Annotated in this window: 17 protein-coding genes; 6 read left to right on the forward strand and 11 right to left on the reverse strand. The window is 72.2% G+C overall.

Annotated features, from left to right (window positions below; genetic code table 11):
* The 4 genes from ABD120_RS27850 to thrC form a co-directional block, all read right to left on the reverse strand.
* On the reverse strand, nucleotides 1-1,113 hold a 1,113-nt coding region (locus tag ABD120_RS27850), incomplete at its 3' end, for a sensor histidine kinase (RefSeq protein ID WP_343953081.1).
* A gap of 243 nt (nucleotides 1,114-1,356) precedes the next feature.
* Nucleotides 1,357-3,348, reverse strand: coding sequence for a transcription termination factor Rho (gene rho / locus ABD120_RS27855; protein ID WP_343953082.1), 1,992 nt, complete (start codon nucleotides 3,346-3,348; stop codon nucleotides 1,357-1,359).
* A gap of 457 nt (nucleotides 3,349-3,805) precedes the next feature.
* Complete coding sequence (thrB, locus tag ABD120_RS27860; protein ID WP_343953083.1) at nucleotides 3,806-4,711, reverse strand: homoserine kinase; 906 nt, start codon at nucleotides 4,709-4,711, stop codon at nucleotides 3,806-3,808.
* 566 nt (nucleotides 4,712-5,277) lie between these two features.
* A complete protein-coding gene (thrC, locus tag ABD120_RS27865) occupies nucleotides 5,278-6,336 on the reverse strand; it encodes a threonine synthase (protein ID WP_343953084.1) in 1,059 nt (352 codons plus the stop codon).
* 372 nt (nucleotides 6,337-6,708) lie between these two features.
* Here thrC and ABD120_RS27870 point away from each other — a divergent pair, with 372 nt between their 5' ends.
* The 5 genes from ABD120_RS27870 to ABD120_RS27890 all read left to right on the forward strand — a co-directional run bounded on the left by ABD120_RS27870 (nucleotide 6,709) and on the right by ABD120_RS27890 (nucleotide 14,156).
* Nucleotides 6,709-8,253, forward strand: a complete 1,545-nt coding sequence (locus ABD120_RS27870; protein ID WP_343953085.1) for a glycosyltransferase family 2 protein — start codon at nucleotides 6,709-6,711, stop codon at nucleotides 8,251-8,253.
* Between the two features lie 437 nt (nucleotides 8,254-8,690).
* Complete coding sequence (locus ABD120_RS27875; RefSeq protein ID WP_343953086.1) at nucleotides 8,691-9,119, forward strand: hypothetical protein; 429 nt, start codon at nucleotides 8,691-8,693, stop codon at nucleotides 9,117-9,119.
* The gene (locus ABD120_RS27880) at nucleotides 9,116-10,612 is read left to right on the forward strand and encodes a glycosyltransferase family 2 protein (protein ID WP_343953087.1); all 1,497 of its coding nucleotides are present in this window, start codon (nucleotides 9,116-9,118) and stop codon (nucleotides 10,610-10,612) included. Before ABD120_RS27875 ends, ABD120_RS27880 begins: the two co-directional genes overlap by 4 nt.
* Nucleotides 10,609-12,486 (forward strand): glycosyltransferase, encoded by a 1,878-nt coding sequence (locus tag ABD120_RS27885; RefSeq protein WP_343953088.1) that lies wholly within the window; start codon nucleotides 10,609-10,611, stop codon nucleotides 12,484-12,486. Before ABD120_RS27880 ends, ABD120_RS27885 begins: the two co-directional genes overlap by 4 nt.
* Entirely contained in the window at nucleotides 12,483-14,156 is a 1,674-nt protein-coding gene (locus ABD120_RS27890) for a glycosyltransferase family 2 protein (RefSeq protein ID WP_343953089.1), read from the forward strand. The genes ABD120_RS27885 and ABD120_RS27890 overlap by 4 nt, the downstream gene beginning before the upstream one ends.
* Before the next feature lie 15 nt (nucleotides 14,157-14,171).
* On the opposite strand, the gene ABD120_RS27895 is transcribed toward ABD120_RS27890, so the two are convergent.
* Complete coding sequence (locus tag ABD120_RS27895; protein WP_343953090.1) at nucleotides 14,172-14,816, reverse strand: response regulator; 645 nt, start codon at nucleotides 14,814-14,816, stop codon at nucleotides 14,172-14,174.
* Complete coding sequence (locus tag ABD120_RS27900) at nucleotides 14,813-16,012, reverse strand: sensor histidine kinase (protein WP_343953092.1); 1,200 nt, start codon at nucleotides 16,010-16,012, stop codon at nucleotides 14,813-14,815. Before ABD120_RS27900 ends, ABD120_RS27895 begins: the two co-directional genes overlap by 4 nt.
* Before the next feature lie 112 nt (nucleotides 16,013-16,124).
* Between ABD120_RS27900 and ABD120_RS27905 the strand changes: the two genes are divergently transcribed.
* Nucleotides 16,125-17,099: a hypothetical protein gene (locus tag ABD120_RS27905; protein ID WP_343953093.1), complete on the forward strand. Its 975-nt coding sequence runs from the start codon at nucleotides 16,125-16,127 to the stop codon at nucleotides 17,097-17,099.
* Here the strand turns inward: ABD120_RS27905 and ABD120_RS27910 are convergent.
* From ABD120_RS27910 to ABD120_RS27930, 5 genes are all read right to left on the reverse strand, one after another.
* Complete coding sequence (locus ABD120_RS27910; protein ID WP_343953094.1) at nucleotides 17,074-18,228, reverse strand: cation:proton antiporter; 1,155 nt, start codon at nucleotides 18,226-18,228, stop codon at nucleotides 17,074-17,076. The genes ABD120_RS27905 and ABD120_RS27910 overlap by 26 nt on opposite strands.
* 8 nt (nucleotides 18,229-18,236) lie before the next feature.
* On the reverse strand, nucleotides 18,237-18,722 hold the full coding sequence (locus ABD120_RS27915) for a cation:proton antiporter regulatory subunit (protein ID WP_343953095.1): 486 nt from the start codon (nucleotides 18,720-18,722) through the stop codon (nucleotides 18,237-18,239).
* Between the two features lie 296 nt (nucleotides 18,723-19,018).
* Nucleotides 19,019-20,299: a homoserine dehydrogenase gene (locus ABD120_RS27920; protein WP_343953096.1), complete on the reverse strand. Its 1,281-nt coding sequence runs from the start codon at nucleotides 20,297-20,299 to the stop codon at nucleotides 19,019-19,021.
* Nucleotides 20,296-21,678 carry a diaminopimelate decarboxylase gene (gene lysA, locus ABD120_RS27925; RefSeq protein WP_343953097.1) on the reverse strand — a complete coding sequence of 461 codons (1,383 nt, stop codon included), beginning with the start codon at nucleotides 21,676-21,678 and terminating at the stop codon, nucleotides 20,296-20,298. The genes ABD120_RS27920 and lysA overlap by 4 nt, the downstream gene beginning before the upstream one ends.
* A 115-nt stretch (nucleotides 21,679-21,793) precedes the next feature.
* Complete coding sequence (locus ABD120_RS27930) at nucleotides 21,794-22,393, reverse strand: anticodon-binding protein (protein ID WP_343953098.1); 600 nt, start codon at nucleotides 22,391-22,393, stop codon at nucleotides 21,794-21,796.
* Nucleotides 22,394-22,396: the final 3 nt, after the last annotated feature.

Consider the following 22,396-nt stretch of genomic DNA (forward strand, 5'->3'; position numbering starts at 1 on the left):
GACGCCGTTGTCCCACACGTCCACGATCACGACCCCGCCCCTGCTGCGGACCTGCACGGACGCCTCCGTCGCCGCCGAGTGCTTGCCCATGTTCGCCAGCGACTCGGACACCATGTAGTACGCGATGCTCTCGACGGCGGTGGGCGGCCGCTTGGACAGCTCGACGGAGACGTCCACGGGGATCGGCGACTTGGCCGCCAGCGCCGACAGGGCCGCGTCCAGCCCCCGGTCGGTGAGGATCGCCGGATGGATGCCCCTGGCCAGGTCGCGCAGCTCGGCGATGGCCGCCCTGGTGCCGTGGTACGCCTGCGCGAGCAGGTCCTTGGCCTGCTCGGGGTCGGAGTCGAGCTTGGTCTGGGCGCGGCCCAGGTCCATCGCCACCGTCAGCAGCGAGAGCTGGGCGCCGTCGTGCAGGTCTCGCTCGATCCGGCGGCGCTCGGCCTCGGCGGCGTCGATGCCACGGGCGCGGTTGGCCCGCAGCCGCTCAGCCTCGTCACCGCTGAGCAGGACCGTCGCGACCTTCAGGTGCATCCGCATCAGCGGGCGGGCGACGTTCGCCGTCACCATCGCCGCCGCCAGCCCGGCGAGAAGGCAGAGGGCGTACTCATGGGGAGCGTCGATCAGCTCGCCGAACGCGGTGGCGTGGGTACCGAACAACTCGCCCATCACCGGCGTGGCAAGCAGGGTCAGGGAGATGACGACGAGCACCAGCATGAGGAGCGACTCGACCATGCCGAGCGGCATGAGGAGCAGCAGGTAGCACAGGTCCCGCCAGGTCGCCGGGTCCTTCACGAACCACTGGACCCGATCCATCACACGGGCGTTCTGCGGACGCGGCCGGTAGGGATCCTTGATGTCGACGCCGAACAGTCTGCGCAGCACCCGTCGCTCGGCCATCGCCCCTCCTCGCCACAGGAGCATCAGCATCGCCAGCATCGGGAAACCGACCCACATCAGGGTCATGATCGCCGCAATCGAGCCGGCCGCCGCGACGGTCATGAACCAGAAGAGCCCGAACCCCATGGTCACCAGCAGATACGGGACGGCCCGCCAGGTCAGCGGATCGACCAAGGCCCGGAACGGCGCTCTGAGGCGCACCGTCTCACTTTTCATGTCATCCATCCTGGCGACGACCGCCGCCCCGGTGAATGGAGCGACCCGGCGTCGCGGGGTAGGGCTATCCCCCCTTCGGGCGCCTCACCTGGCGGCGTCACGGCGCGGTGCCCGGGGCGGCGGGTGGCGGGGGCGCGGGCGGGGGTGACGGCGGCGGGGGGCGGTGGGGGCGGCTGGGCCGTGAAAGTGCCTGAAGACGCCCGTAGGGCGGCGGGAAACCCGCCGCCCTACGGAGAGGTCCGCCTAGTCGCGGTCGTTGCTGACGGTGGTCTTCTGGACCTGCATCAGGAACTCCGCGTTCGACTTCGTCTCCTTCATCTTCTCCAGGAGAAGCTCCAGCGCCTGCTGCATGTCGAGCGCGTGCAGCACCCGGCGCAGCTTCCAGACGATCTGCAGCTCGTCCTTGGCCATGAGGATCTCTTCCTTGCGGGTGCCGGACGCGTCGACGTCCACCGCCGGGAAGATGCGCTTGTCGGCCAGGGAGCGGTTGAGCTTGAGCTCCATGTTGCCGGTGCCCTTGAACTCCTCGAAGATGACCTCGTCCATCTTGGACCCGGTCTCCACCAGCGCGGTGGCGAGGATGGTCAGCGAGCCGCCGTTCTCGATATTGCGCGCGGCGCCGAAGAAACGCTTCGGCGGGTAGAGCGCCGTCGAGTCGACACCACCCGACAGGATGCGGCCGGAGGCCGGTGCGGCCAGGTTGTAGGCCCGGCCCAGCCTGGTGATCGAGTCGAGCAGCACGACCACGTCGTGACCCAGTTCCACCAGGCGCTTGGCGCGCTCGATGGCCAGCTCGGCGACGGTGGTGTGGTCCTCGGCGGGACGGTCGAAGGTCGAGTGGATGACCTCGCCCTTCACCGAGCGCTGCATGTCGGTGACTTCCTCGGGCCGCTCGTCCACGAGCACGACCATCAGGTGGCACTCGGGGTTGTTGCGGGTGATCGCGTTGGCGATCGACTGCAGCACCATCGTCTTGCCCGCCTTGGGCGGCGAGACGATGAGGCCGCGCTGGCCCTTGCCGATCGGGGAGACGAGGTCGATGATCCTGGTGGTCAGGATGTTCGCCTCGGTCTCCAGACGCAGGCGCTCCTGCGGGTAGAGCGGCGTGAGCTTGTTGAAGTCGGGGCGGTTGCGCGCCTGCTCGGGGTCCATGCCGTTGACGGTGTCGAGGCGGACCAAGGCGTTGAACTTCTCGCGGCGCTCGCCGTCGCGCGGCTGCCGGACGGCGCCGGTGATGACGTCGCCCTTGCGCAGGCCGTTGCGGCGGATCTGCGCCAGCGACACGTACACGTCGTTGGAGCCGGGCAGGTACCCGCTCGTGCGCACGAACGCGTAGTTGTCGAGGATGTCGAGAATGCCGGCGATCGGGATGAGCACGTCGTCGTCGCCGATCACGGGCTCGTTGCTGTCGAAGCGGTCGCGGCCACGGCCACGGTTGCGCTCCCTGAAGCGGCCCCGCCTGCCACGACGGTCGTCGTCGTCGGGGCCGACGCTCTGCCGCTGGTCAGCGTCACGGCGGCCCGCGTCGGCGGTGCGCTCGGAACGGTCGCCCCGGTCGCCACGGTCACCGCGCTGGTCGGTACGGTCACCGCGCTCGCCGCGGTCACCACGGTCGTTCACGCGCTCGGCGGAACGCTCACCGCGGTCGCCGCGCTGGTCGGAACGCTCGCCGCGCTCGCGACGCTCGCCACGGCTGCGGCGCTCCCTGCGGCTCTCGCGCTCCCCGCGCTCGCCCCGGAAGTCGCCGCCCTGGCCAGCGTCCTGCTCGGCGGCACGCTCGACCACGGCGGGAGCCGCCGCGACCGGTTCGGCCGGGGCAGCGGCCGCCACCGGCTCGGGAGCGGTGACGACCGGCTCGGCGGCCGGGGCGCTCGGCTCCTCGGTGCTCTTGGCACGGGAACGTTCCCTGCGCGTACGGGTGGGCCGCTCGGCGGCGGGAGCCTGCTCGGCGGCGGCGGGTGCCGCAGCCTCGGCGGGCGCCGCCTGGGCGCTGTCACCTGAACCGCCACCCTGCTTCTCCTGGATGGCCGCGATCAGCTGGCTCTTGCGCATCCGTCCGGTCCCGCTGATGCCGAGCTCGGCGGCCATCTTCTGCAGCTCGGGCAGCACCTTGGCGGACAGGCCGGTGCCGGAGCGACGCGCACGCGGCTTGGCCGCGGCGCGAGTGGGGGTGTCGCCGGACGCGGGCGCTGAGGTGCCCGATGCGTCGGAGAGGAGTTCGGTGGTGTCGCTCAACTAAAAGGTCCTTCCCAGGGGTCGGGCGCCGGTTTTTCTGAACCGTGCGTCCCGGAGGTGCTGTCGATCCGGCGGGACAGACCGGGTCGCGGTGCACGCTGCGATCTTCGGCCGCCGCGCAGGGCGGCCGCCACTATTGGGGAGAGGTGTTGCCAGGCCGCCACAGGCCGGTGGCGCGTGGCCGACACCCCCCAGATTGCTGTCGCCAGCCAGATGTCGAGGTGATTCGAACGCGCAGATCCCCATCTGCGTCGTCTCGCGTTGGACCAACCGGGTGCAGGCCAACGGGTGACGGCGTATTCCGGGGAGACAGCCGCGCTGCCCACGCCTCGCGACGTGAAGCATGATGCAGCGATGTGTGGCTGACATGCACGCACCCAACAAGGGGGCATCTGGTGCGGCTATCAGCCTAACATCACCAGCGCACACGGCTATTCCCTGAAGGTCTAAAGAGGCATCAGCGTGTCTCGGGGAACTGAACGTTCGCACCATCCGGGTCGACGTCCATTAGCTGGATGTGCCAGTCATTACCCACTTCTGGTGCGATCAAATCCTGCGTGTCCGAGGTGGAGAACGCAAGGACAGTGGGGCCCGCACCCGAGACGACCGCGGGCACGCCCACCGCACGCAGACGTTCTACCAGACGCGCGCTCTCCGGCATCGCAGGCGCGCGGTAGTGCTGGTGGAGACGGTCCTCGGTGGCGGCGAGCAGCACGGCTCTGTCGGGACTCCCGGTCAGCGCGGCGATCAGCAGCGCCGTCCGTCCCGCGTTGAAGGAGGCGTCCTTGTGGGGCACGTCCTTCGGAAGCAGCCCTCGGGCGGTCTCCGTCGACAGTCTCGTCGCCGGGACGATCGCGACCGGCCGGATGCCCGCGTCGGGGGTCAACTTCACCATATGCGCAGTTCCGGCGTGGTCCGTCCAGGCGATGGTGAGCTGTCCGGCGAGGCACGGTGCGACGTTGTCCGGGTGACCCTCGATCTCGGTGGCGAGGGCGAACACCTGCTCGTCGGACAGGGTTCGTGTTCGCTCAGGGCACAGCGCTCTGGCCGCGAGGATGCCCGCGCAGATGGCCGCGGAGGACGAGCCGAGGCCGCGCGCGTGGGGGATGCGGTTGCGGCAGACGAGGCGGATGCCGGGCGGCTGCGGGACGTCCATGCGGTCGAAGGCCCTGCGCATCGCCTTGACGACCAGGTGGTCTTCGCCGGTGTCGAGCTCCCCCGCGCCCTCGCCCTCGACGGTGACGTGGACGCGGTCACCGGCGAGTTCGGCGTCCACCTCGTCGTACAGGGTGAGGGCCAGGCCGAGGGAGTCGAATCCCGGGCCGAGATTGGCCGAGGTCGCGGGGACTCTGACGGTGATCACGTGTCGATGCTCTCCTCTGTCTCGCCAACACCTTCACCACGATGAGGTGCTCTTCTGTCACGGCAGAGCCACCCCCATCAGGCGCTCTTCTGTTACGGCGAAGCCACCCCTATCAGGCGCTCTTCTGTCACGGCGAAGCCACCCCTATCACGCCCCGCCGACATCCCTCACGGCCGCGCCCGCGCCACCCACCGTCACCGGCCGAGCGCCGCCACGACGCACGGTAGGCGGCGGGACGGGGACCTCATGCTGTTTTGTCGGACTATGCGAATCTGACACGCCCTGCACGATGTGCCGAGAGCCCTGGACGCGCGTGGACCCGAGCTACCCCCGCACACACGCGGATCTGAGTGGCTTCCTGGTCTGCGCGGATGGGCTGGGTCGGCCGGACGTGCCCTGACAGGACGTCGCCGCCATGGCCACGACAGAGGTCGCCGCCGTGGCCGCCGCCCTCGGGATCTCGCCATGGCCGAGTCCCACCCCGTCGTCCCACCCCGTCGCCGAGGCGTCGCCGCTGGGGCTCTGAACCGCTGGGGCTCTGAAGTGGGACCCGGCTGGGGCGGAGGTCAGGCGAGGCCGAGGGCGCGGGCGGCGGCGTGGGCGTCGATCGGGATCGTGACCGGGGCGGGCGCGCCCGAGATGGCCCAGTCGGGGTCCTTGAGGCCGTTGCCGGTGACCGTGCAGACGATGCGCTGGCCGGACTCGACCAGGCCCTGGGCGTGCGCCTGCAGCAGGCCCGCGACGCTGGCGGCGGAGGCGAGTTCGACGAACACGCCCTCCTCCTGCGCCAGCAGCTTGTACGCGGCCGCGATCTGCCGGTCGGTCACCGAGTGGATGAGGCCGCCGGACTCGTCTCGCGCCGACTCGGCGAGCTGCCAGGACGCCGGGTTGCCGATGCGGATCGCGGTCGCGATCGTGTGGGGGTGCGCGACGGGCGCGCCGTTGACGATGGGCGCGGCGCCGCTGGCCTGGAAGCCGAACATACGCGGACGGCGGCCGGCCACCTCGTCGTCGGCGTACTCCTTGTAGCCCATCCAGTACGCCGAGATGTTGCCCGCGTTGCCCACGGGGATGCAGTGGATGTCGGGCGCGTCGCCGAGCGCGTCGACGATCTCGAACGCGGCGGTCTTCTGCCCCTGGAGCCGGAACGGGTTGACGGAGTTGACCAGCGCGATCGGGTACTCGGCCGACAGCTTCCTGGTCATCTCCAGGCAGTCGTCGAAGGAGCCCTCGACCTGGAGCAGGGTGGCGCCGTGGACGAGCGCCTGGGCCAGCTTGCCCATCGCGATCTTGCCGCGCGGCACGAGGACCGCGCAGGTCAGCCCGGCGCGTACGGCGTAGGCGGCGGCGGAGGCGGAGGTGTTGCCCGTGGAGGCGCAGATGACCGCCTTGGCGCCCTCTTCCACGGCCTTGCTGATGGCCATGGTCATGCCACGGTCCTTGAAGCTGCCGGTGGGGTTGGCGCCTTCGACCTTCAGGTAGACGTCACAGCCCGTGAGCGCGGAGACCCGGTGCGCGGGCACCAGCGGTGTGCCGCCTTCGAGCAGCGTGATGACGGGCGTCTTCGTGGTGACCGGAAGACGCTCTCGGTACTCCTCGATGAGACCACGCCACGACCTAGCCATGATGACTCCCCTACCTGCGGTGTTGGGCACCGAGTGTATCGGTCCCCCGGTCCTGCGCGCCGATCACATCCACATGCCGGACGCCGTCCCCCGGCACACTCTCCAGTGTCCGCCCCGGTCACCCGGCGTTTCGACCGGGCCCAGAGATCGGGCCCAGGGATCGGGCCCAGGGATCGAGCACAGAGATCGAGCACAGTGTCGGCGCCGTGATCGAGCCCAGAGAGCCGTGATCGCGCCCGGAGATCGGTCCCGGCTCTCGCCCGCCGCCGGCGTTACCCGTGGGGAAGAAGGGCCAGATGGTCTGGCAGGCTTGATTTTTCAGGAAATACTCAGCAACCCCGGATAAGGTTTTCCGTCAGGGGGTCAGCCATTATGAACGCGCGTCCTGCTCTGCGGCAGAACGACTATTCACCGCTCACACCGCCCGAACTGGGCGCTTGGTCGCCGAGCCTGTCGGTGAGCGTCGTGATTCCGGCCCATGAGGGGCCCTACCTGGAGTTCACGCTCGCCGCACTGGCCGCGCAGACCTATCCGGACCATCTGATGGAGGTCGTGGTCGTCGACGACGGCAGCCAGCCGCCCATCACACTGCCGGAGATCCGCCCCTTCAACACGCGGGTCGTCAGGGTCGCCGAGGGATGGGGCATCGCCAACGCCGTCAACACCGGGGTCAAGGCGGCGGACGGCGAGATCATCCAGCGGCTCGACGCCGACATGGTCACCTGCCGCGAACACATCGAGGCGCTGGCCCGATGGCACCACACCGGCGACTACCTGGTCTCCATCGGCATGAAGAAGTTCGTCGAGCCGCCGCCGCTCAAGGCCGAGCAGATCTTCCGGGCGGGACACCTGGGAGAGGTCTTCGACCTGGACGCGGCGATCCCCAGTTCGACGGAGGCGACGATCGCCAAGACGGACGGGCTGCGCAGGAGCCGTAATCCGTACCACGTGTGCACAGGACCGACCTTCGCCCTTCCCAGGGAGGTCTTCCACGCCGTGGGCGGACTGGATCCGAACGTCCTGCGCGGGGAGGACACCGAGTTCTCCTACCGGCTGGCCATGCACGGCGTCGTCTTCGTGCCCGACGCGGCGGCCCAGGCGGTGCACCTGGGACTGCCGTCGCAGCGGGTGGACAAGGAGCGGGCGGTGCGGGCCGTCGCGCCATACCTCGCGCACCGGATCCCGCTCCGCCGCGACCTGCGCAAGGAGCGGGGGCGGAACTGGCTGGTGCCGTACGTCGAGGTGGTCTACGACGTGCGCGACACCTCCACGGAGGTGGTCGGGCAGGCGGTGTCGGCGGCGCTCGACGGCAAGCTGCACGACGTGGTCGTCACGCTCGTCGGGCCGTGGCCGATGATGGCGGACGGGCGGCGGTCCGTGCTCGGTGATCCGTGCTTCGAGCTGCGGATGATGCGTGAGTCGTATGCTCACGACGAGCGCGTTCGGCTCATCGACGAGGCCGCGCCGACGCCCGGGGCCACGCCGTTCCGTTACCGGGGGCCGGTGGACGTGCCGCTGCACCGGGCGACGCTGGAGCGGATGGTGGAGACCGTACAGAAGGATCTGGAGGGTGTGCTCGTCGTCGAGTTGGAGGACGGGCGGACGGCTCGATTGGAGCGGACGTCGGCGCTCGCCCGGGCGCTGCTGCTGACCGGGCCGGGTGACGATCTCGACGCGGTCATCGAGACGACGCACGGGATCAGGCGCGAGGGCCCGGCGCGGTACTGGCCGCCGACGCCGCGTCCCGAGGCCGCTCCCCCGCCGGACGTCGCTCCCTCAGGCGTCACTCCACCGGACGTCACTCCACCGGACGTCACACCGCCGAAGGCCGAGGCCGCGCCTCCTTCGCCGGTCGCCGGCGCCGTCGAGGACCGGACGCTGCTCAAGCGGCTGCGGGCGGCGCTCCGCTCTCAGTGACCCCGCAAAGCTCTCAGTGACCCCGCAAAGCTCCCACTGAGCCCCGCAAAGCTCCTGCTGAGCCCCGCAAGCACCGCTCCCGCTGAGCCCGCGAGCACCGGCGGGGCGCTCTGGCGCGGCGCGGTGAGGTCGTCAGCTGGTGCTCCTGCGGTGGTGGCCGCAGGAGCACGTGCGCGAGCCGGTGGACCGTCTCGATGTCCTGGCGGGCATCGGGTCCTCAGTCATCGGTCCCGCCGCGCGGCGGGAGGCAGCCGCTGTCTTACGTCGCCTTTACCTGCCCGAAGAGGCCCTGTTCTCTCCTGTCCGCCCAGGCGACGCAGGTCACATGGACACCCCGCTCCCAGTTTGCATTCAGGAACTTATGGCACGTTTAGTGGGATCCATTTATTAGGGTGTCAATATCCACAGACGCCTCCCAAGTATTGACAAGGAATGCTATGCGGATGCTCTCGCCCCGCAGGGCGGCCGTGCTGGCCGCGATCGTCGCGATCGCAGCCCTCGCGGCGCTCGTCCTGACCGGTGTGCTCGCCTTGGCCGGAGCCGCCGTCACCGGCGCATTCGCGGTCGCGCTCGCGGCACTCGCCTTCCTGGTGCTCATCGTCCGCCGCCTCGACGGCAAGACCCACCGCATCGACCTCCGGGTCAAGAAGAACGAGAGCGGCCACGCGGCCACCGCCGCCGCGCTCAAGCGCGTGGAGGCCCGCCTCGACACCCTGGCGGCCGCCATCGAGAAGACGGCCACGCGGCGCGACGAGGACCTGGGCGCGATCCTGGCCTCCCTGGGCGAGGACCGCGTCAACGCCATGACCCACGCACGCGAAGTCGAGCGGCTGCGCGAACAGGTGCGGGCGCTGGGCGCCCGATGAGGCGGATCAGGCACAACGACTACGGGGGCCTGGAGCCTCCGGCCGTCGGCCGGTGGCGGCCGGTCAAGTCGGTGTCGGTGGTCATCCCGGCCTACGACTGCCAGGACGACCTCGACCGGACGCTGGTCGCCCTGGCCAAGCAGAGCTACCCGGCGGGGCTGACCGAGATCGTCGTCGCCGACGACGGGAGCAGGCCGCCGCTGGCCGCGCCGGGCGCGCGGGTGGTGCGGGTGAACGAGGGCTGGGGGCGCGGCGCGGCCCGCCAGACGGGGGCGCTCGCGGCGACGGGCGAGGTGATCCACTGGCTCGACGCGGACATGATCCTGCACGAGGAGCACCTGGAGGCGCACATGCGCTGGCACCATGTGCTCGACCACGCGGTGGTCATCGGCGACACCCGGTTCGTCGAGGAGCTGGGAGAGCCGGGCGAGCGCACGCCGTACACGGAGCAGAAACTCCAGTCCACGCGCATGCTCAAGGACGCCGGGACGGGCGCGTACCTGCTGCACACCGGCGCCTCCACGTCCGTGCCCGCCGCGCTGCTGCGGGCGGCGGGCGGTGTGGACGTGTCGCTGAACATGGCGGAGGACACCGAACTGGGCTACCGGCTGGCGCAGGCGGGCGCGGTGTTCATCCCGGAGCCGCTGGCCAGGGGCTGGCACGTGGGCGCCTCGACGGTCATGACCCGCGAGAAGGAGGTGCACCGGCACAACTGGTCGTTCCTGGGCGATTTCCTCCCCCAGTTGCGCTGGCTGCGCTCGCATCCGCGCCGCCAGTGGCGGGTGCCGTACGTGCGCGTCGTGACAGAGGCGGCGGGCTACGAACGCACGCGCGCCACCGTGGACGCCGCACTCGCCGGTACGGTCCCCGACGTGGCCGTCACCGTCGTCGGCCCGTGGGACACGTTGACCGAGGGGCGGCGCTCCAGCCTGGACGACCCGCGCCTCGACCTGCGCCTGCTCCGCAACCTGTACACGCACGAGCCCCGCGTCTCCTTCGCCGTACGGCAGCCCGCCTCGGTGTTCCCCGCGCCGTTCGCGCTGCGGGTGCCGCCCGGCTGGGTCCCGGGCGCGGACACGCTCGCGCGGCTGGTGAAGACGGCCGAGGACGACCTGCTCGGCCTGGTCTCGATCGCCCTGGCGGAGACACGGGACGGCGTGGCCGCCGCCCGGCTGGAACGCACGGCCGCCTTCTCCCGCGCCGCTTTCCACAACGGCGAGCCGGACGATCTGGTGGACGAACTCTTCGGGGTGCTGTGGGTGAGCGGCGCCGAGTACGGCTTCGTGCCGGAGGAGGACAAGGAGCCCCTGGCGGGCGATGCGGCCAAGTGGCGGGCGCTGGCCGCGAGCCGCGCCGCCGAGGTCAAGAAACTGAGCGCGGAGGTCGAACGGCTGCGCGCCGAACTGGCCGCGCCGAAGGAGAGCGAACCGGAGCCGGACAAGGGCGGCGGAAAGCTGTCCGCGCTGGTGAGGCAGCTGAGGAGCCCGTCATGATCGCGCAACTGGTCGCCGACCTCCCGAAGGCCCGGGTCTTCCTGGTCGGGATCGACCGTGCGGGCACCGGCGTCGACCTCGACCGGGACCTGCTCTCCCCCACTGCGGGCGACGAGCCCGCGGACGAGGTCCTGGTGATCGCCCGCACGCCCGCCGACCTGCGCAGGGCCGCGACCCTGCACAAGCTGCTGCCCGAGGCCCGCCGGGTGGTCGTGGCCGTGCTCGACACCCCCGCCTCGCACCCGGCGCCGGTGCCGACGCCGACTCCCGCGCACCGGTGGCGGTCGCTGTCCGAGCTGCGGGTGCACCGCCCCAAGGACCGGGTGTGGGTGGTGGACGCGCGCTTCTCCAAGCACACCCCGGCCGGCCGTACGGTCACCGCGACCGCCCGCGCCTTCGCCGGCCACCGTCTCGACGTGATCGCCGCACCGGCCGCCGCCCTCGCCGGGATCGGTGCGGCCGACTGGCGTCCCGGCGACCCGAACGCGACCCCGGCCGAGGTGGGCGGGCCGGTTCCGGAACGGGTGGGGGCACCGGGCAGCGACGTGGTGCTCCGTACCGGTTCAGAGGATCACCCGTGGGAGGGTGGCGAGCGGCCGGTCGAGCGGCCGACCGCGAAGGCGGCGAGCTGGGAGCGGCTCGGCCGCCCCGGCGGCGCCGACGTGCCGCTCCCCGATCCCGAGGTACTGGCCCGGCCGTCGATGATCCCGCCGGTGGACGAGCGGCTGGTCAACCCGCAGGGCTTCGTGACGACACCATCGCGCGGCACGGCCGTGCTCACCGAGCGCGACGGACGCTGGGCGGCGGTGCTCGACGGCAAGGTGGTGGTCGCCTTCGCCGAGTCCGGCGGGGTGACGGACGCCGACGTCGGCAGGCTGCGGCAACTGCGGGGCGTCGAGGTCGACTGGCAGCACGCGCACAGCGGACCGCTGGCTGCGGTCCGCGTGCTGGCGGGGCTGGCTGCGGCCGGGGTGCCGCTGGTCGCCCGGTCGGTGCCGCCGTGGGCGCGGGCGCTGGGCGAGCCGCTGGTGGAGCTGATCGAGTCGGCTCCGGAGCTGTCGGACGAACTGCGCCGCGAGGAGCACAGCATCCGGCTGCGCCGCGCCGCCCTGCGCACGCACGGGGTCGCGGCCCGCTGGGAGCAGCTCGGCGCGCCGCCCGCCGCGCCGCCGCTGACCTCGGTGCTGCTGACCACGCGGCGGGCCGACATGGTGGGGTTCGCGCTCGACCAGATCGCCCGCCAGCGCGACGTCCAGCTTGAGGTGATCCTGGCCCTGCACGGTGTGAGCGCGCGGCACCCGTCGGTGGCCGAGGCGCTGCGCCGTTTCGGCAGGTACGTCCACGTGTACGAGGCGCCCGTCGAGAAGATCTTCGGCGAGGTGCTGAACGAGGCCGCGGCCAGGGCCTCCGGCGCGTTCCTGCTGAAGATGGACGACGACGACTGGTACGGTCCCGACTTCCTGGCGGACCTGCTGCTCGCCCACTCCTACTCCGGCGCCCAGGTCGTCGGCACGGTCCCGGAGTTCGTCTACCTGGCCGCCATCGACGTGACCGTGCACCGCAGGCAGATCACCGAGCAGATCACCAGTTTCGTCGCGGGCGGCACCATCCTGGTCGAGCGCTCGGCCTTCCAGGCGCTGGGCGGCTTCCGGCCGCTGCGGCGTTCGGTCGACACCCAGTTCCAGGAGGCCATGCAGGCGGCCGGCGGGCAGATCTACCGCACCCACGGGCTCGGCTACATCCTGCGCAGAGGACCGGCCGCCAACCACACCTGGCAGGAGCCGATCGGAACGTTCCTGCAACGAAACCGCAGGCAGTGGCGCGGCTTCCGGCCGAGCACGCTGATGGAGCTCGAAGGAAGCGCACAGCTGTGAGCGTTCCCCGCGTCAACGGCAACGACCACGGCGTCCTCAGGGTGCCGGAACTCGGTTCGTGGACGCCGACGCTGACCGTCACGGTGGTGATCCCGGCCCACGGCGGGCAGAAGACGCTCGATCTGACGCTGGCGGCGCTGTCGGCGCAGAGCTACCCCGCGCACCTTCTCGACGTGGTCGTCGTGGACGACGGCAGCGCGCCGCCGCTCACATCACCGCCGGTGGCGCCCGCGCGCACCCGGCTGATCGCCAGCCCGCCCGGCGGGTGGGGGCGGGCCTGGGCCGTACAGGCCGGGGTGGACGCCGCGACCGGAGACGTCGTGTTCGTACTGGACAACGACATGGTGCCGCACCGCGAGCACGTCGAGGCCCAGCTCCGCTGGCACCACGTCGCCCCCTACCTGGTGGTGCTCGGCTGGATCGACTTCACCTGCGACACCGTGCTGCCCGCGCCCTCCGAGGTGCGCGAAGCGCTTGACGCGGGCAACGAGGACAAACTCTTCCGCCTGTCCCCCCACCGGCACGACTGGGCCGAGGAGATCATCTCCGCCACCGACGGGCTGCGGGCCGCCTCCGGCGAACTCGCCTCCCGGGTCCACGTGGGCGCCACCGTCTCCTACCCGGCCGCGCTGCTGCGGCGGGCGGGCGGCATGGACACCTCGCTGGTGCTGGCGGAGGACACCGAACTCGGCTTCCGGCTCGTGCAGGCGGGGGCGGTGTTCGTGCCCGAGCGGCGGTCGCGGGCCTGGCACGTCGGGCTGCCCACCGCGATGCGCGAATGGGCGGCGCTCAAGCGCTACAACGACCCGTTCGTGGCCGACCGGGTGCCGTACCGGCGTTACCTGCGGGAGGAGCAGGGGCGGCAGTGGCTGGTGCCGTACGTGGAGTGCGCCGTGGCCCCGGCGGGCTACGAGGACGTGCGCGCCACCGTGGACGGGCTGCTCGCGAGCACGCTGCCCGACGTGCGGGTGAGCGTGGTCGGGCCGTGGGAGCGGCTGCGCGCCGACCGGCGCCCCCCGCTGCAGGACCCCGATCTGGACCTGCGGCTGGTCCACGCCTGCTTCGAGCACGACCCGAGGGTACGGCTGGCGGGCGCGTTCGCCCCCGGTTCGGCGCCGTTCCGGTTGACCGTGCCGCCGGGGTGGGTGCCGGAGGCGGGGACCGTACAGGCGATGGTGGAGCATCTGGACGAGCAAGGGCTCGGGCTGCTGTGCGTCGCGCTCGACGAGAACGAGCGCGGGGTCGTCGTGGCGCGGCTGGAGCGGACGGCGGCGACGGCGCGGGCCGAACTGCTGGCCGAGCCGGGTGAGCCGCTGGACGACGTGGTGCACGAGGTGTTCGGGGTCGAGTGGAGCGACGGCGAGTCGTGGGGGTTCCGGCGGCGTCCCAGGGTGTATCCGCCTCGGCGGCGGCCGGTGCCCGAGCTGGAGCGGGTGGCCGCCGAGCACGAGAAGGAGGTCGCGGCGTTGCGGCAGCGGGCGGCCGCGCTGCAGTCCGAGATGAAGCAACTGCGCCGGGAGGCCGGCAAGGGACGCAGAGACGCCGCGCGGTGGCGGGACAAGGCCGAGGCGTGGCGCCGTGAGGCGGTGCGGTTGTCGCGGGCCCGCGAGCGCACGATGCTGAAGCGCGCGGTCCGCAAGGTCCGCGACCTCGCCTTCCCCGGCGACTGACCCCGCGCCCGGGTATCAGGCGTGGCCGTGCTCCCAGGCCCAGGCGGCGATGCCGACCCGGTTGCGGACGCCGAGTTTGCGCTGGATGTTGGCGACGTGCGTCTTGGCGGTGCCGGAGGAGATGAACAGTTCGGCGCCGATCTCCGGGTTGGACCGGCCCAGGGCGACCAGTCGCACGATCTCCAGCTCGCGGTCGCTCAGCGGCTGCTCCCCCGGCACACCGGCGCGTTCGGGCGAGGGGGTGAGGTGCCGCAGCAGCCGTACGGTCACCGACGGGCTGATCAGCGCGTCACCGGCGGCAGCCGCCCGCACCCCCTCCGCCAGCAGCGCCGCTCCCGCGTGCTTGAGCAGGAACCCGCACGCCCCTGAGCGCAGCGCCGTATGCACGTACTCGTCGAGGTCGTAGGTGGTCACCACGATCACCCGGACCGGCTCCTCGACGCCGGGACCGGCCAGCAGCCTGGTGAGTTCGAGGCCGTCCATGCGCGGCATGCGGATGTCGGCCACGACCACGTCCGGCCGCAGCTCGCGGACGGCGGCGAGCGCGGCCTGCCCGTCCGCGGCCTCTCCGACGACCTCGATGTCGGGTTCGGCGCCGAGGATCGTGCGGAACGCGCGCCGTACCGCGGGCTGGTCGTCGGCCACCAGCACTCTGATCACGGGAAGACCGCCGTGACCGCCCAGCCGCCGTCTGCGGCCCGCCCGGCGTCGAAGGTGCCGCCCAGTGCGGTGACCCGTTCGGCGAGCCCCACGAGCCCCAGCCCGGCCCGCGCGCCCGTGAGCGGGCGCGGCCGCACGCTCCCGGCCGTGCTCACCGCTTCCTCTGCGCTCACCGGCGCTGTCGTGGGAAGGGGCTGCGGCGTGCTCGCGGGCGGACGGTCCGCCACGGTCAGCCGGACGCCGCCGGGGTCCCCGGTGACAGCGACGGTGACGTCGGAGCCGGGGAGGGCGTGCTTGCGGATGTTGGTCAGGGCCTCCACGACCACCCGGTAGACGGTGGTCCCCACCTCGCGCGGCACCGGCCCCGGCGGCGTCATCACGAGCTCCGCCGAGGGGAAGCCGGTGCCGGCGAAGCGCGACACCAGCTCGGGCAGGTCGTCGAGGCCCGGCAGCGGCTCCGCGCTCACCCCGTCGCCCTCCAGTTCGCGCAGGGTGCGGACGGTGCGGTCCATGGCGGCCAGGGCGCGGGTGCCGTCCTGCTCGATCTCCCGCAGCACCGCGTCGGCCTCCTCCGGCGCGCGGGACAGCAGGACGCGGGCCGCCTGCGCCTGGACCACCATGGCGCTGACGTCGTGGGCGACGAAGTCGTGCAGGTCGCGGGCGAGTTGCACACGCTGGGCGCGGCGGGCGTCGAGGACCGCGTGCTCGCGGTGGACGTCGAGGGCCCGCAGGTAGAGGCCCAGGCCGACGGCGGCGGCCGTACCGAGGGACCAGAACAGCCCGAACAGGGCCGCGTCCAGCGCGGTCGAGACCGGCTGCGTGACCTGCTGCGCCAGCAGCGCCTCCGCCACCGCCGCCACGGCGGTGGCGGGGATCGCGAGCGACGGGCGGACCCGGCGCACGGTGAGCGTGATGAGCGTGAGCAGGGCGAGCGTGTGCAGGTACGTCCAGGTCATGCCGGGACCGCCGGGCGCGGTCAGCCACGCCAGCGTGCCCGCCGCGCTCACCAGCCCGGTCCCGGCCGTGACCGGCGCGAGCGCACCCAGGGTGCGCGGCCAGCCCGCCACCACCGAGGCGGTGGCCGTCATCGTCAGCAGCGCGGGGCCCACGATCAGCGGGCTCGGCAGCGCGCGGGTGAAGGCCGCCGCCGCGACCGCCGCAGCGAGTACGGCACCGCACGTCATCACCCTGTTCATGGACCGCACTGTAGGTCATCGCGGCGGGTGCCGAATCTGCCGATCGGCAGATGTCCCGGCCTCGGCGGGCGCACAGACTTGGCGTCGTTCCGAGGCGACAGGAGAGAACACGATGAGACAACGCCTGGTTCTGTACGGCACGCTGCTGTGGAGCGCGGTCTACGGGGCGCTCGGCGTCCACTGGTGGTCGGGCGGCGGCGGATTCCCGTTCGGTGATCCGCGTGCCGAGACCGGGATGAGCCTGTTCACCGGCGTCACGGCGCAGGCGATGGCGCCGTTCCTCGCCGTGGGGTGCGCCGCCGGGGCGCTGGTCGCCGCAGGTGCGCTGTGGTGGCGGCCGATGCCCGCCCGGCTCGTCGCGGGCTTCGGGTGGGTGGCCGGGCCGACGCTGCTGTTCGTCCTCCCGGACGTTCGGCTGCTGCAGAACCTCGCCTACGCGCTCGGCGGCCACTTCGGGCTCGTCGACTGGCCGGTGCTCAACCAGCTCGTATGCGTCGCGGGCGGGGCGCTCTGGGCCGGGGCCGCGCTGCGGGCCGCCCCGGTCCGTACGCCGTCGGCGGACTGGCGCCGGATCGGCCGGTGGGCCACGGCGGTGGCGGGGGTGGCGCCGCTGCCGTACGGGATCCAGCGGGCGGCCTGGTCGGCCGGCATTCCACTGGGCGTGGACGAGGCGTACGTCGCCGCGCTCCTGGCCGACTTCGACGCGAAGGGCATGACCGGGGTGACGGCCTACATGCTGCCCCTGGCCTGCCTCGGCGGGTCGTTGCTCACGCTCGGGCTCGCGCAGCGGTGGGGACGGGTGTTCCCCGGACGGCTCCCGCTCCTGGGCGGCAGGGCGGTGCCGGAGGCGCTGGCCGTGGTGCCCGCCTCGCTGGTCACCGTGGCGGTGACCGTGGCCGGGCTGGCGAGCTGGCGCTCGTCGCTCGGCACCGGCATGGCCCATTTCGCGACCGGCGGGGTGGGGCTCCTGTGGCTGCCGTGGGGGCTCGCGCTCGGGCTGGCGACGCTCGCCTACCACCACGTCCGCCGCCTGGAGGGGCCGGCCGGAGGCCGGGCCCTTCCTACGTACGCCGGGCGATGGCGGTGATGAGGGGCTGGACGAGGCGGGCGGCCAAGGGGCCGAAGGCGGCGAGGATGAGGACGTAGGCGGCGGCGAGGGGGCCGAGGTCGGGGTGGGCCCCGGCGGCGACCGCGAGTCCCGCGATGACGATGTTGAACTCTCCTCGCGGGATCAGCGCGATACCCGCACGGGCCTGACCGGCCTTGGCGATGCCCGCGCGGCGGGCCGCGTAGGCACCGGTCAGCAGCTTGGTGATCATGCTGACGACGGCCAGCAGGGCGGCCAGACCGGCGACGGGGACGATCGCGGCCGGGTCGGTCTGCAGGCCGAAGAAGACGAAGAACACCGCCGCGAACAGGTCGCGGAGCGGCGCCAGCAGCGCCCTGGCGTCCTCGGCCAGCTCGCCGGACAGCGCGATGCCGACGAGGAAGGCGCCGACGGCGGCGGAGACCTGCAGTTCCTGGGCGATACCGGCGACCAGCATGGCCAGGCCGACGACCTTGAGCAGCAGCACCTCGGAGTTGGGGCTGCGGACGAACGCCTCGATGAGGCGGCCGTACCGCAGCGCGACCAGCAGCACGACGCTCACGGTGGCGAGGGCGATGGCGACCGTGACCGCGCCGCCGATGAGGCTCGCCCCGGCCAGCACCGCCGTGAGGATCGGCAGGTAGAGGGCCATGGTGAGGTCCTCGAAGACCAGCAGGGACAGCACCACGGGGGTTTCCCGGTTGCCGAGCCAGCCGAGGTCGGACAGCACCTTGGCGGTGATGCCGGAGGAGGTCGCGTACGTGACTCCGGCCATCGCGACGGCGGCGACCGGCCCCCATCCGAGCAGGAGCGCGGCGATGGCGCCCGGCGCGGCGTTGAGGACGAGGTCTACCAGGCCGCCTCTGGCGTTGCTGCGCAGGCTGGTGACGAGTTCGTCGGCGTTGTACTCCAGGCCCAGGGTGAGCAGCAGGAGGATGACGCCGAGTTCGGCGCCGACGGCGATGAACTCCTGGCTGGTGGCCAGCGGCAGGATGCCTCCGGTACCGAACGCCAGACCTGCGATGAGATAGAGGGGAATGGGAGAGATGCCCCCACGGAGGGCGAGCGCGCCGAGTACGCCGAGCCCCAGGACGACAGCGCCGAGCTCAAGCAGGAGGATTCCGTGCACCCGCGGCCCTATCCCGTGGTGAGGATGTCAGATGCGGCGGAGGTGCCCTCGGGCGTGCCGACGACGACCACGACGTCGCCGCCGTCCAGCCCGAAGTCGGGTCCGGGGCTGGCGAAGACGCGGCCCGCGCGCACGACGGCCACGACGGAGGCGCCCGTGCGGGTGCGGATGCGCGCCTCGCCCATGGTGCGTCCGGCGTACGGCCCGTCGGGCAGTATCGGAAGCTGGAGGCTGACCAGGCCCTCCTCGACCTGGCGGTGGAGCTCGTTCAGGCGCTGCACGATGCGGGGCGCGCCGAGCAGCTCGCAGAGGGCGTCGGCCTCCTCGTCGTTGAGCTTGACCGCCTCGCACGCCTGATCGGGGTCAGATTTGTCGTATATGACGAGGTCGCGGCGGCCGGTGCGGTGGGAGACCACCCCGATTCGGCGCCCTGACTGGGTGGTGAACTCGTGCCGCAGGCCGATGCCGGGCAGGGCCGTCTGCTCGACTTCCATCGTCCACTCACCCGCTCTTCTAGTACGTTTTACAAAAAACCATACTATTGGCGGGCAAGCGGAAAACCATCACGTAACTGACGCTTGCGGGTCAGAGTAGGACAGGCTGGACAGGGGTACATGGGCAATCGCCCGAAACGAGGAGACCCCGATGTTCCCTGGATGCGGCAACTGCGATTGCTTCGACGCCCTCTCGACGGCCCGGCCCCCGATCTGGGCTCAGTACCTGCTGTCGGAGGGGTGAGCTGACGGGCCCGCCGCTCGCGCGCGGGCCCGCGCAGGGACTGGCACAGCGACTACTCGTCGCCCTCCACCCGCATCACCCCGGCCACGGCGCGCACGAACTCCAACTTGCGCAGCGACTCCATCGTGGCCGTCAGCGCCGCGTCCGTCGCCCGGTGGGTGACGATCACCAGTTGGGCGTCGTCGCCGTGGCCCTCCTGGCGTACGGTCTGGATCGAGACGTCGTGCTGGGCGAACTCCTCGGCCACCCGGGCCAGCACGCCGGGCCGGTCGGCGACGTCGAGCGCCACGTGGCAGCGGGTGACGGTCTCGCCCATCGGGTGCACGGGCAGCGAGGCGTAGGTCGACTCCCTCGGCCCGCGCGCCCCTGCCAGCCGGTTGCGGGCGACCGCGACCAGGTCGCCTAGCACGGCGGAGGCGGTCGGGGCGCCGCCCGCGCCCTTGCCGTAGAACATGAGCTGGCCCGCCGACTCGGCCTCGACGAACACCGCGTTGTACGCCTCACGCACCCCCGCCAGCGGATGGGTGCGCGGGATCATCGCCGGGTGCACGCGCACGCCCACGGACGAGCCGTCGTCGGAGCGGGCGCAGATGGCCAGCAGCTTGATGACGTACCCCATGGCCTTGGCCGAGGCGACGTCGGTGGCGGTGATCTCGGTGATGCCCTCGCGGTGCACCTGCTCGGCGGTCACCCGGCTGTGGAAGGCCAGCCCGGCGAGGATCGCGGCCTTGGCGGCGGCGTCGAAGCCCTCGACGTCGGCGGTCGGGTCGGCCTCGGCGTACCCGAGCGCCTGGGCCTCCTCCAGCGCGTCGGTGAAGGAGGCGCCGGAGGTGTCCATCTGGTCGAGGATGTAGTTGGTGGTGCCGTTGACGATGCCGAGCACCCGGCGGACGTGGTCGCCCGCCAGCGACTCGCGCAGCGGGCGCAGCAGCGGGATGGCGCCCGCGACGCTGGCCTCGAAGTACAGGTCGCCGCCTCCGGCGCGGGCGGCCTCGTGCAGGGTGGCGCCGTCCTCGGCCAGCAGCGCCTTGTTGGCGGTGACGACGGCCTTGCCCCTGGACAGCGCCGCGACGATCAGCGAGCGGGCGGGCTCGATGCCGCCGATGACCTCGACCACGAGGTCGACGTCGTCGCGGGTGACGAGGGCCTCGGCGTCGGTGGTGAGCAGCGCCGGATCGACGTCGATGTCGCGTTTGCGGCCCAGCCTGCGTACCGCGACCCCGGCCAGTTCCAGCGGCGCGCCGATGCGCGCGGCGAGGTCGTCGGCCTGCTCGTGCAGGAGTTTGACGACCTGTGAGCCGACGACGCCGCATCCCAGCAGCGCGACTTTCATATCTGCCCCCTCAACAGGTCGTCCTCGGTCTCGCCCGCCACGATGACCCGGGCCTTGCCACCCGAGACGGCGACGACGGCCGGCTTGGGCAGGTAGTTGTAGTTGCTTGCCAGCGACCGGCAGTAGGCGCCGGTGGCGGCCACCGCGACCAGGTCGCCCGGCGCGATGTCGGCCGGAAGGTGCAGGTCGCGCACGATCATGTCGCCGCTCTCGCAGTGCTTGCCGACCAGGCGGCTGAGCATGGGTTCGGCGGCGCTCTCGCGCCCGGCCAGGACCGCGGTGTACTCGGCGCCGTACAGGGCGGTGCGCACGTTGTCGCTCATGCCCCCGTCGACGCTCACGTACGCGCGCAGGCCCTCGACGTCCTTGACGGTGCCGACCTCGTAGAGGGTGATGCCGCCCGGCCCGACGATGGTGCGGCCGGGCTCGACGGTGAGCCTGGGCACCGGTAGCCCGGCGTCGGCGCAGACATGGGAGACGATCTCCCGCAGGCCGTCGGCGAGTTCCTTGATGTCGGGGGCCTCGTCGCCCTCGACGTAGGCGATGCCGTAGCCGCCGCCGAGGTCGAGTTCGGGCAGCACGACGCCGTGCTCGTCCTTGATCTCGACGAGCAGCGCGGCCAGCCGCCGCGCGGCCACCTCGAACCCGGCGGTGTCGACGATCTGGGAGCCGATGTGGGAGTGGAGCCCGACGAGTTCGAGCTGCGGCAGCGCGAGGATACGGCGGACGGCCTCGGCGGCGGCGCCGGTGTTGAGCGAGAGCCCGAACTTCTGGTCGTCGTGCGCCGTCGCGATGAACTCGTGGGTGTGCGCCTCGACGCCGGTGGTGACCCGGATCATGACCTTGGGCCGGGCGCCGTGCTCGGCGGCCAGGCGGCCGAGCCGGTCGATCTCCGCGTAGGAGTCGACCACGACGTGCCCGACCCCGGCCTCAAGGGCGCGGGTGAGTTCGGCGACGGACTTGTTGTTGCCGTGGAAGGTGATGCGCTCGGCGGGGAAGCCGACGCTGAGCGCGACGGCGAGTTCACCGCCGCTGGCCACGTCGAGGCCGAGGCCCTCCTCGGCGAGCCAGCGCACGATCTCCTTGCAGAGGAACGCCTTGCCCGCGTAGTGGACCTCGGATCCGGCGAAGGCGGTGGCGTAGTCGCGCATGCGCGAGCGCACGTCGGCCTCGTCGAGGACGTAGAGCGGGGTGCCGTACTCGCCGGCCAGGTCGCGGACGTCGACGCCGCCGACCGTGAGCGCGCCCTCGGTCCTGCTCGACGTTCGCGGCCAGATCGCGGGGTTGATCCGGTTGAGGTCGGCGGGCGCCAGCGGAGGGCGCTCGTGGGGCAGCATCTCGGCGTGCCTGTCCCCTGCAGGGTGGGCGAATCGACTCACCCAAAGCAGGCTATCGGAACAGGAGGTGGCGCCGGACACACTGCCCACCTGTCGAGACGCCGCCCCCTGATTTCACAGAGGTTTTCCGCACTTTCACGCCTTATGGCGTGAAATTTCAGATTCTGTCGGGTCCGGGAAGGACTTCCTGTACGGCCCCCGCCAGCCTGACCCGCGCCGTGTGCACCCCGCGCACCGGCTCGTCCCCCCATGGCACGGCCGGGGCGTGCTCGAAGGCGTCGTGGTAGGCGGCGGCCAGCCGTACCAGCCAGGGCCCCCATCCCGGGGCCGCGCTGACCCGCCTGCCCGGCAGCTCGGCCAGCACCCGCAGCACCGCCCGGTCCTGCGGTGCGTCCAGCAGCGCGGGCTCGAACGGCAGCGCGGGCACCCCCAGTTCGGCCGCCCACCGCCCGACGGCGACCGCCCGCGCGCGGGCGTACCTCACGACGAACCCGGGGTTGGCGAAGGTGCGGGGGAAGTCGTCCCACCCCTGGTCGGGCACCGGGGACACCTCGCCCAGCACCTCGGCGGGCTCGGCGAGCACGAACCGCACCAGCCCCGGCGGCAGCACCGAGGCGCCCGGGATGGCGGCGGCCAGTTCGGCCGGGTCGCACCGGCGCCGGAGCGCGGCGCCGGACACGTACCCGGCCTCCTCCCGCCAGTCCCCCTCGGGAACCGGCGGTTCGCCGAGGATCTCGGCGGCACGGGCCAGGCGCACGGG

The sequence above is a fragment of the Nonomuraea longicatena genome (assembly GCF_039525605.1).
Lineage (GTDB): Bacteria > Actinomycetota > Actinomycetes > Streptosporangiales > Streptosporangiaceae > Nonomuraea > Nonomuraea longicatena.

Excerpts from the sequence above, each read along its gene's own strand:
- thrC (WP_343953084.1), bottom strand. The coding sequence starts at position 6,336 with ATGGCTAGGTCGTGGCGTGGTCTCATCGAGGAGTACCGAGAGCGTCTT.
- ABD120_RS27870 (WP_343953085.1), top strand. The coding sequence starts at position 6,709 with ATGAACGCGCGTCCTGCTCTGCGGCAGAACGACTATTCACCGCTCACA.
- ABD120_RS27875 (WP_343953086.1), top strand. The coding sequence starts at position 8,691 with ATGCGGATGCTCTCGCCCCGCAGGGCGGCCGTGCTGGCCGCGATCGTC.
- ABD120_RS27880 (WP_343953087.1), top strand. The coding sequence starts at position 9,116 with ATGAGGCGGATCAGGCACAACGACTACGGGGGCCTGGAGCCTCCGGCC.
- ABD120_RS27885 (WP_343953088.1), top strand. The coding sequence starts at position 10,609 with ATGATCGCGCAACTGGTCGCCGACCTCCCGAAGGCCCGGGTCTTCCTG.
- ABD120_RS27900 (WP_343953092.1), bottom strand. The coding sequence starts at position 16,012 with ATGAACAGGGTGATGACGTGCGGTGCCGTACTCGCTGCGGCGGTCGCG.
- ABD120_RS27905 (WP_343953093.1), top strand. The coding sequence starts at position 16,125 with ATGAGACAACGCCTGGTTCTGTACGGCACGCTGCTGTGGAGCGCGGTC.
- ABD120_RS27915 (WP_343953095.1), bottom strand. The coding sequence starts at position 18,722 with ATGGAAGTCGAGCAGACGGCCCTGCCCGGCATCGGCCTGCGGCACGAG.
- ABD120_RS27920 (WP_343953096.1), bottom strand. The coding sequence starts at position 20,299 with ATGAAAGTCGCGCTGCTGGGATGCGGCGTCGTCGGCTCACAGGTCGTC.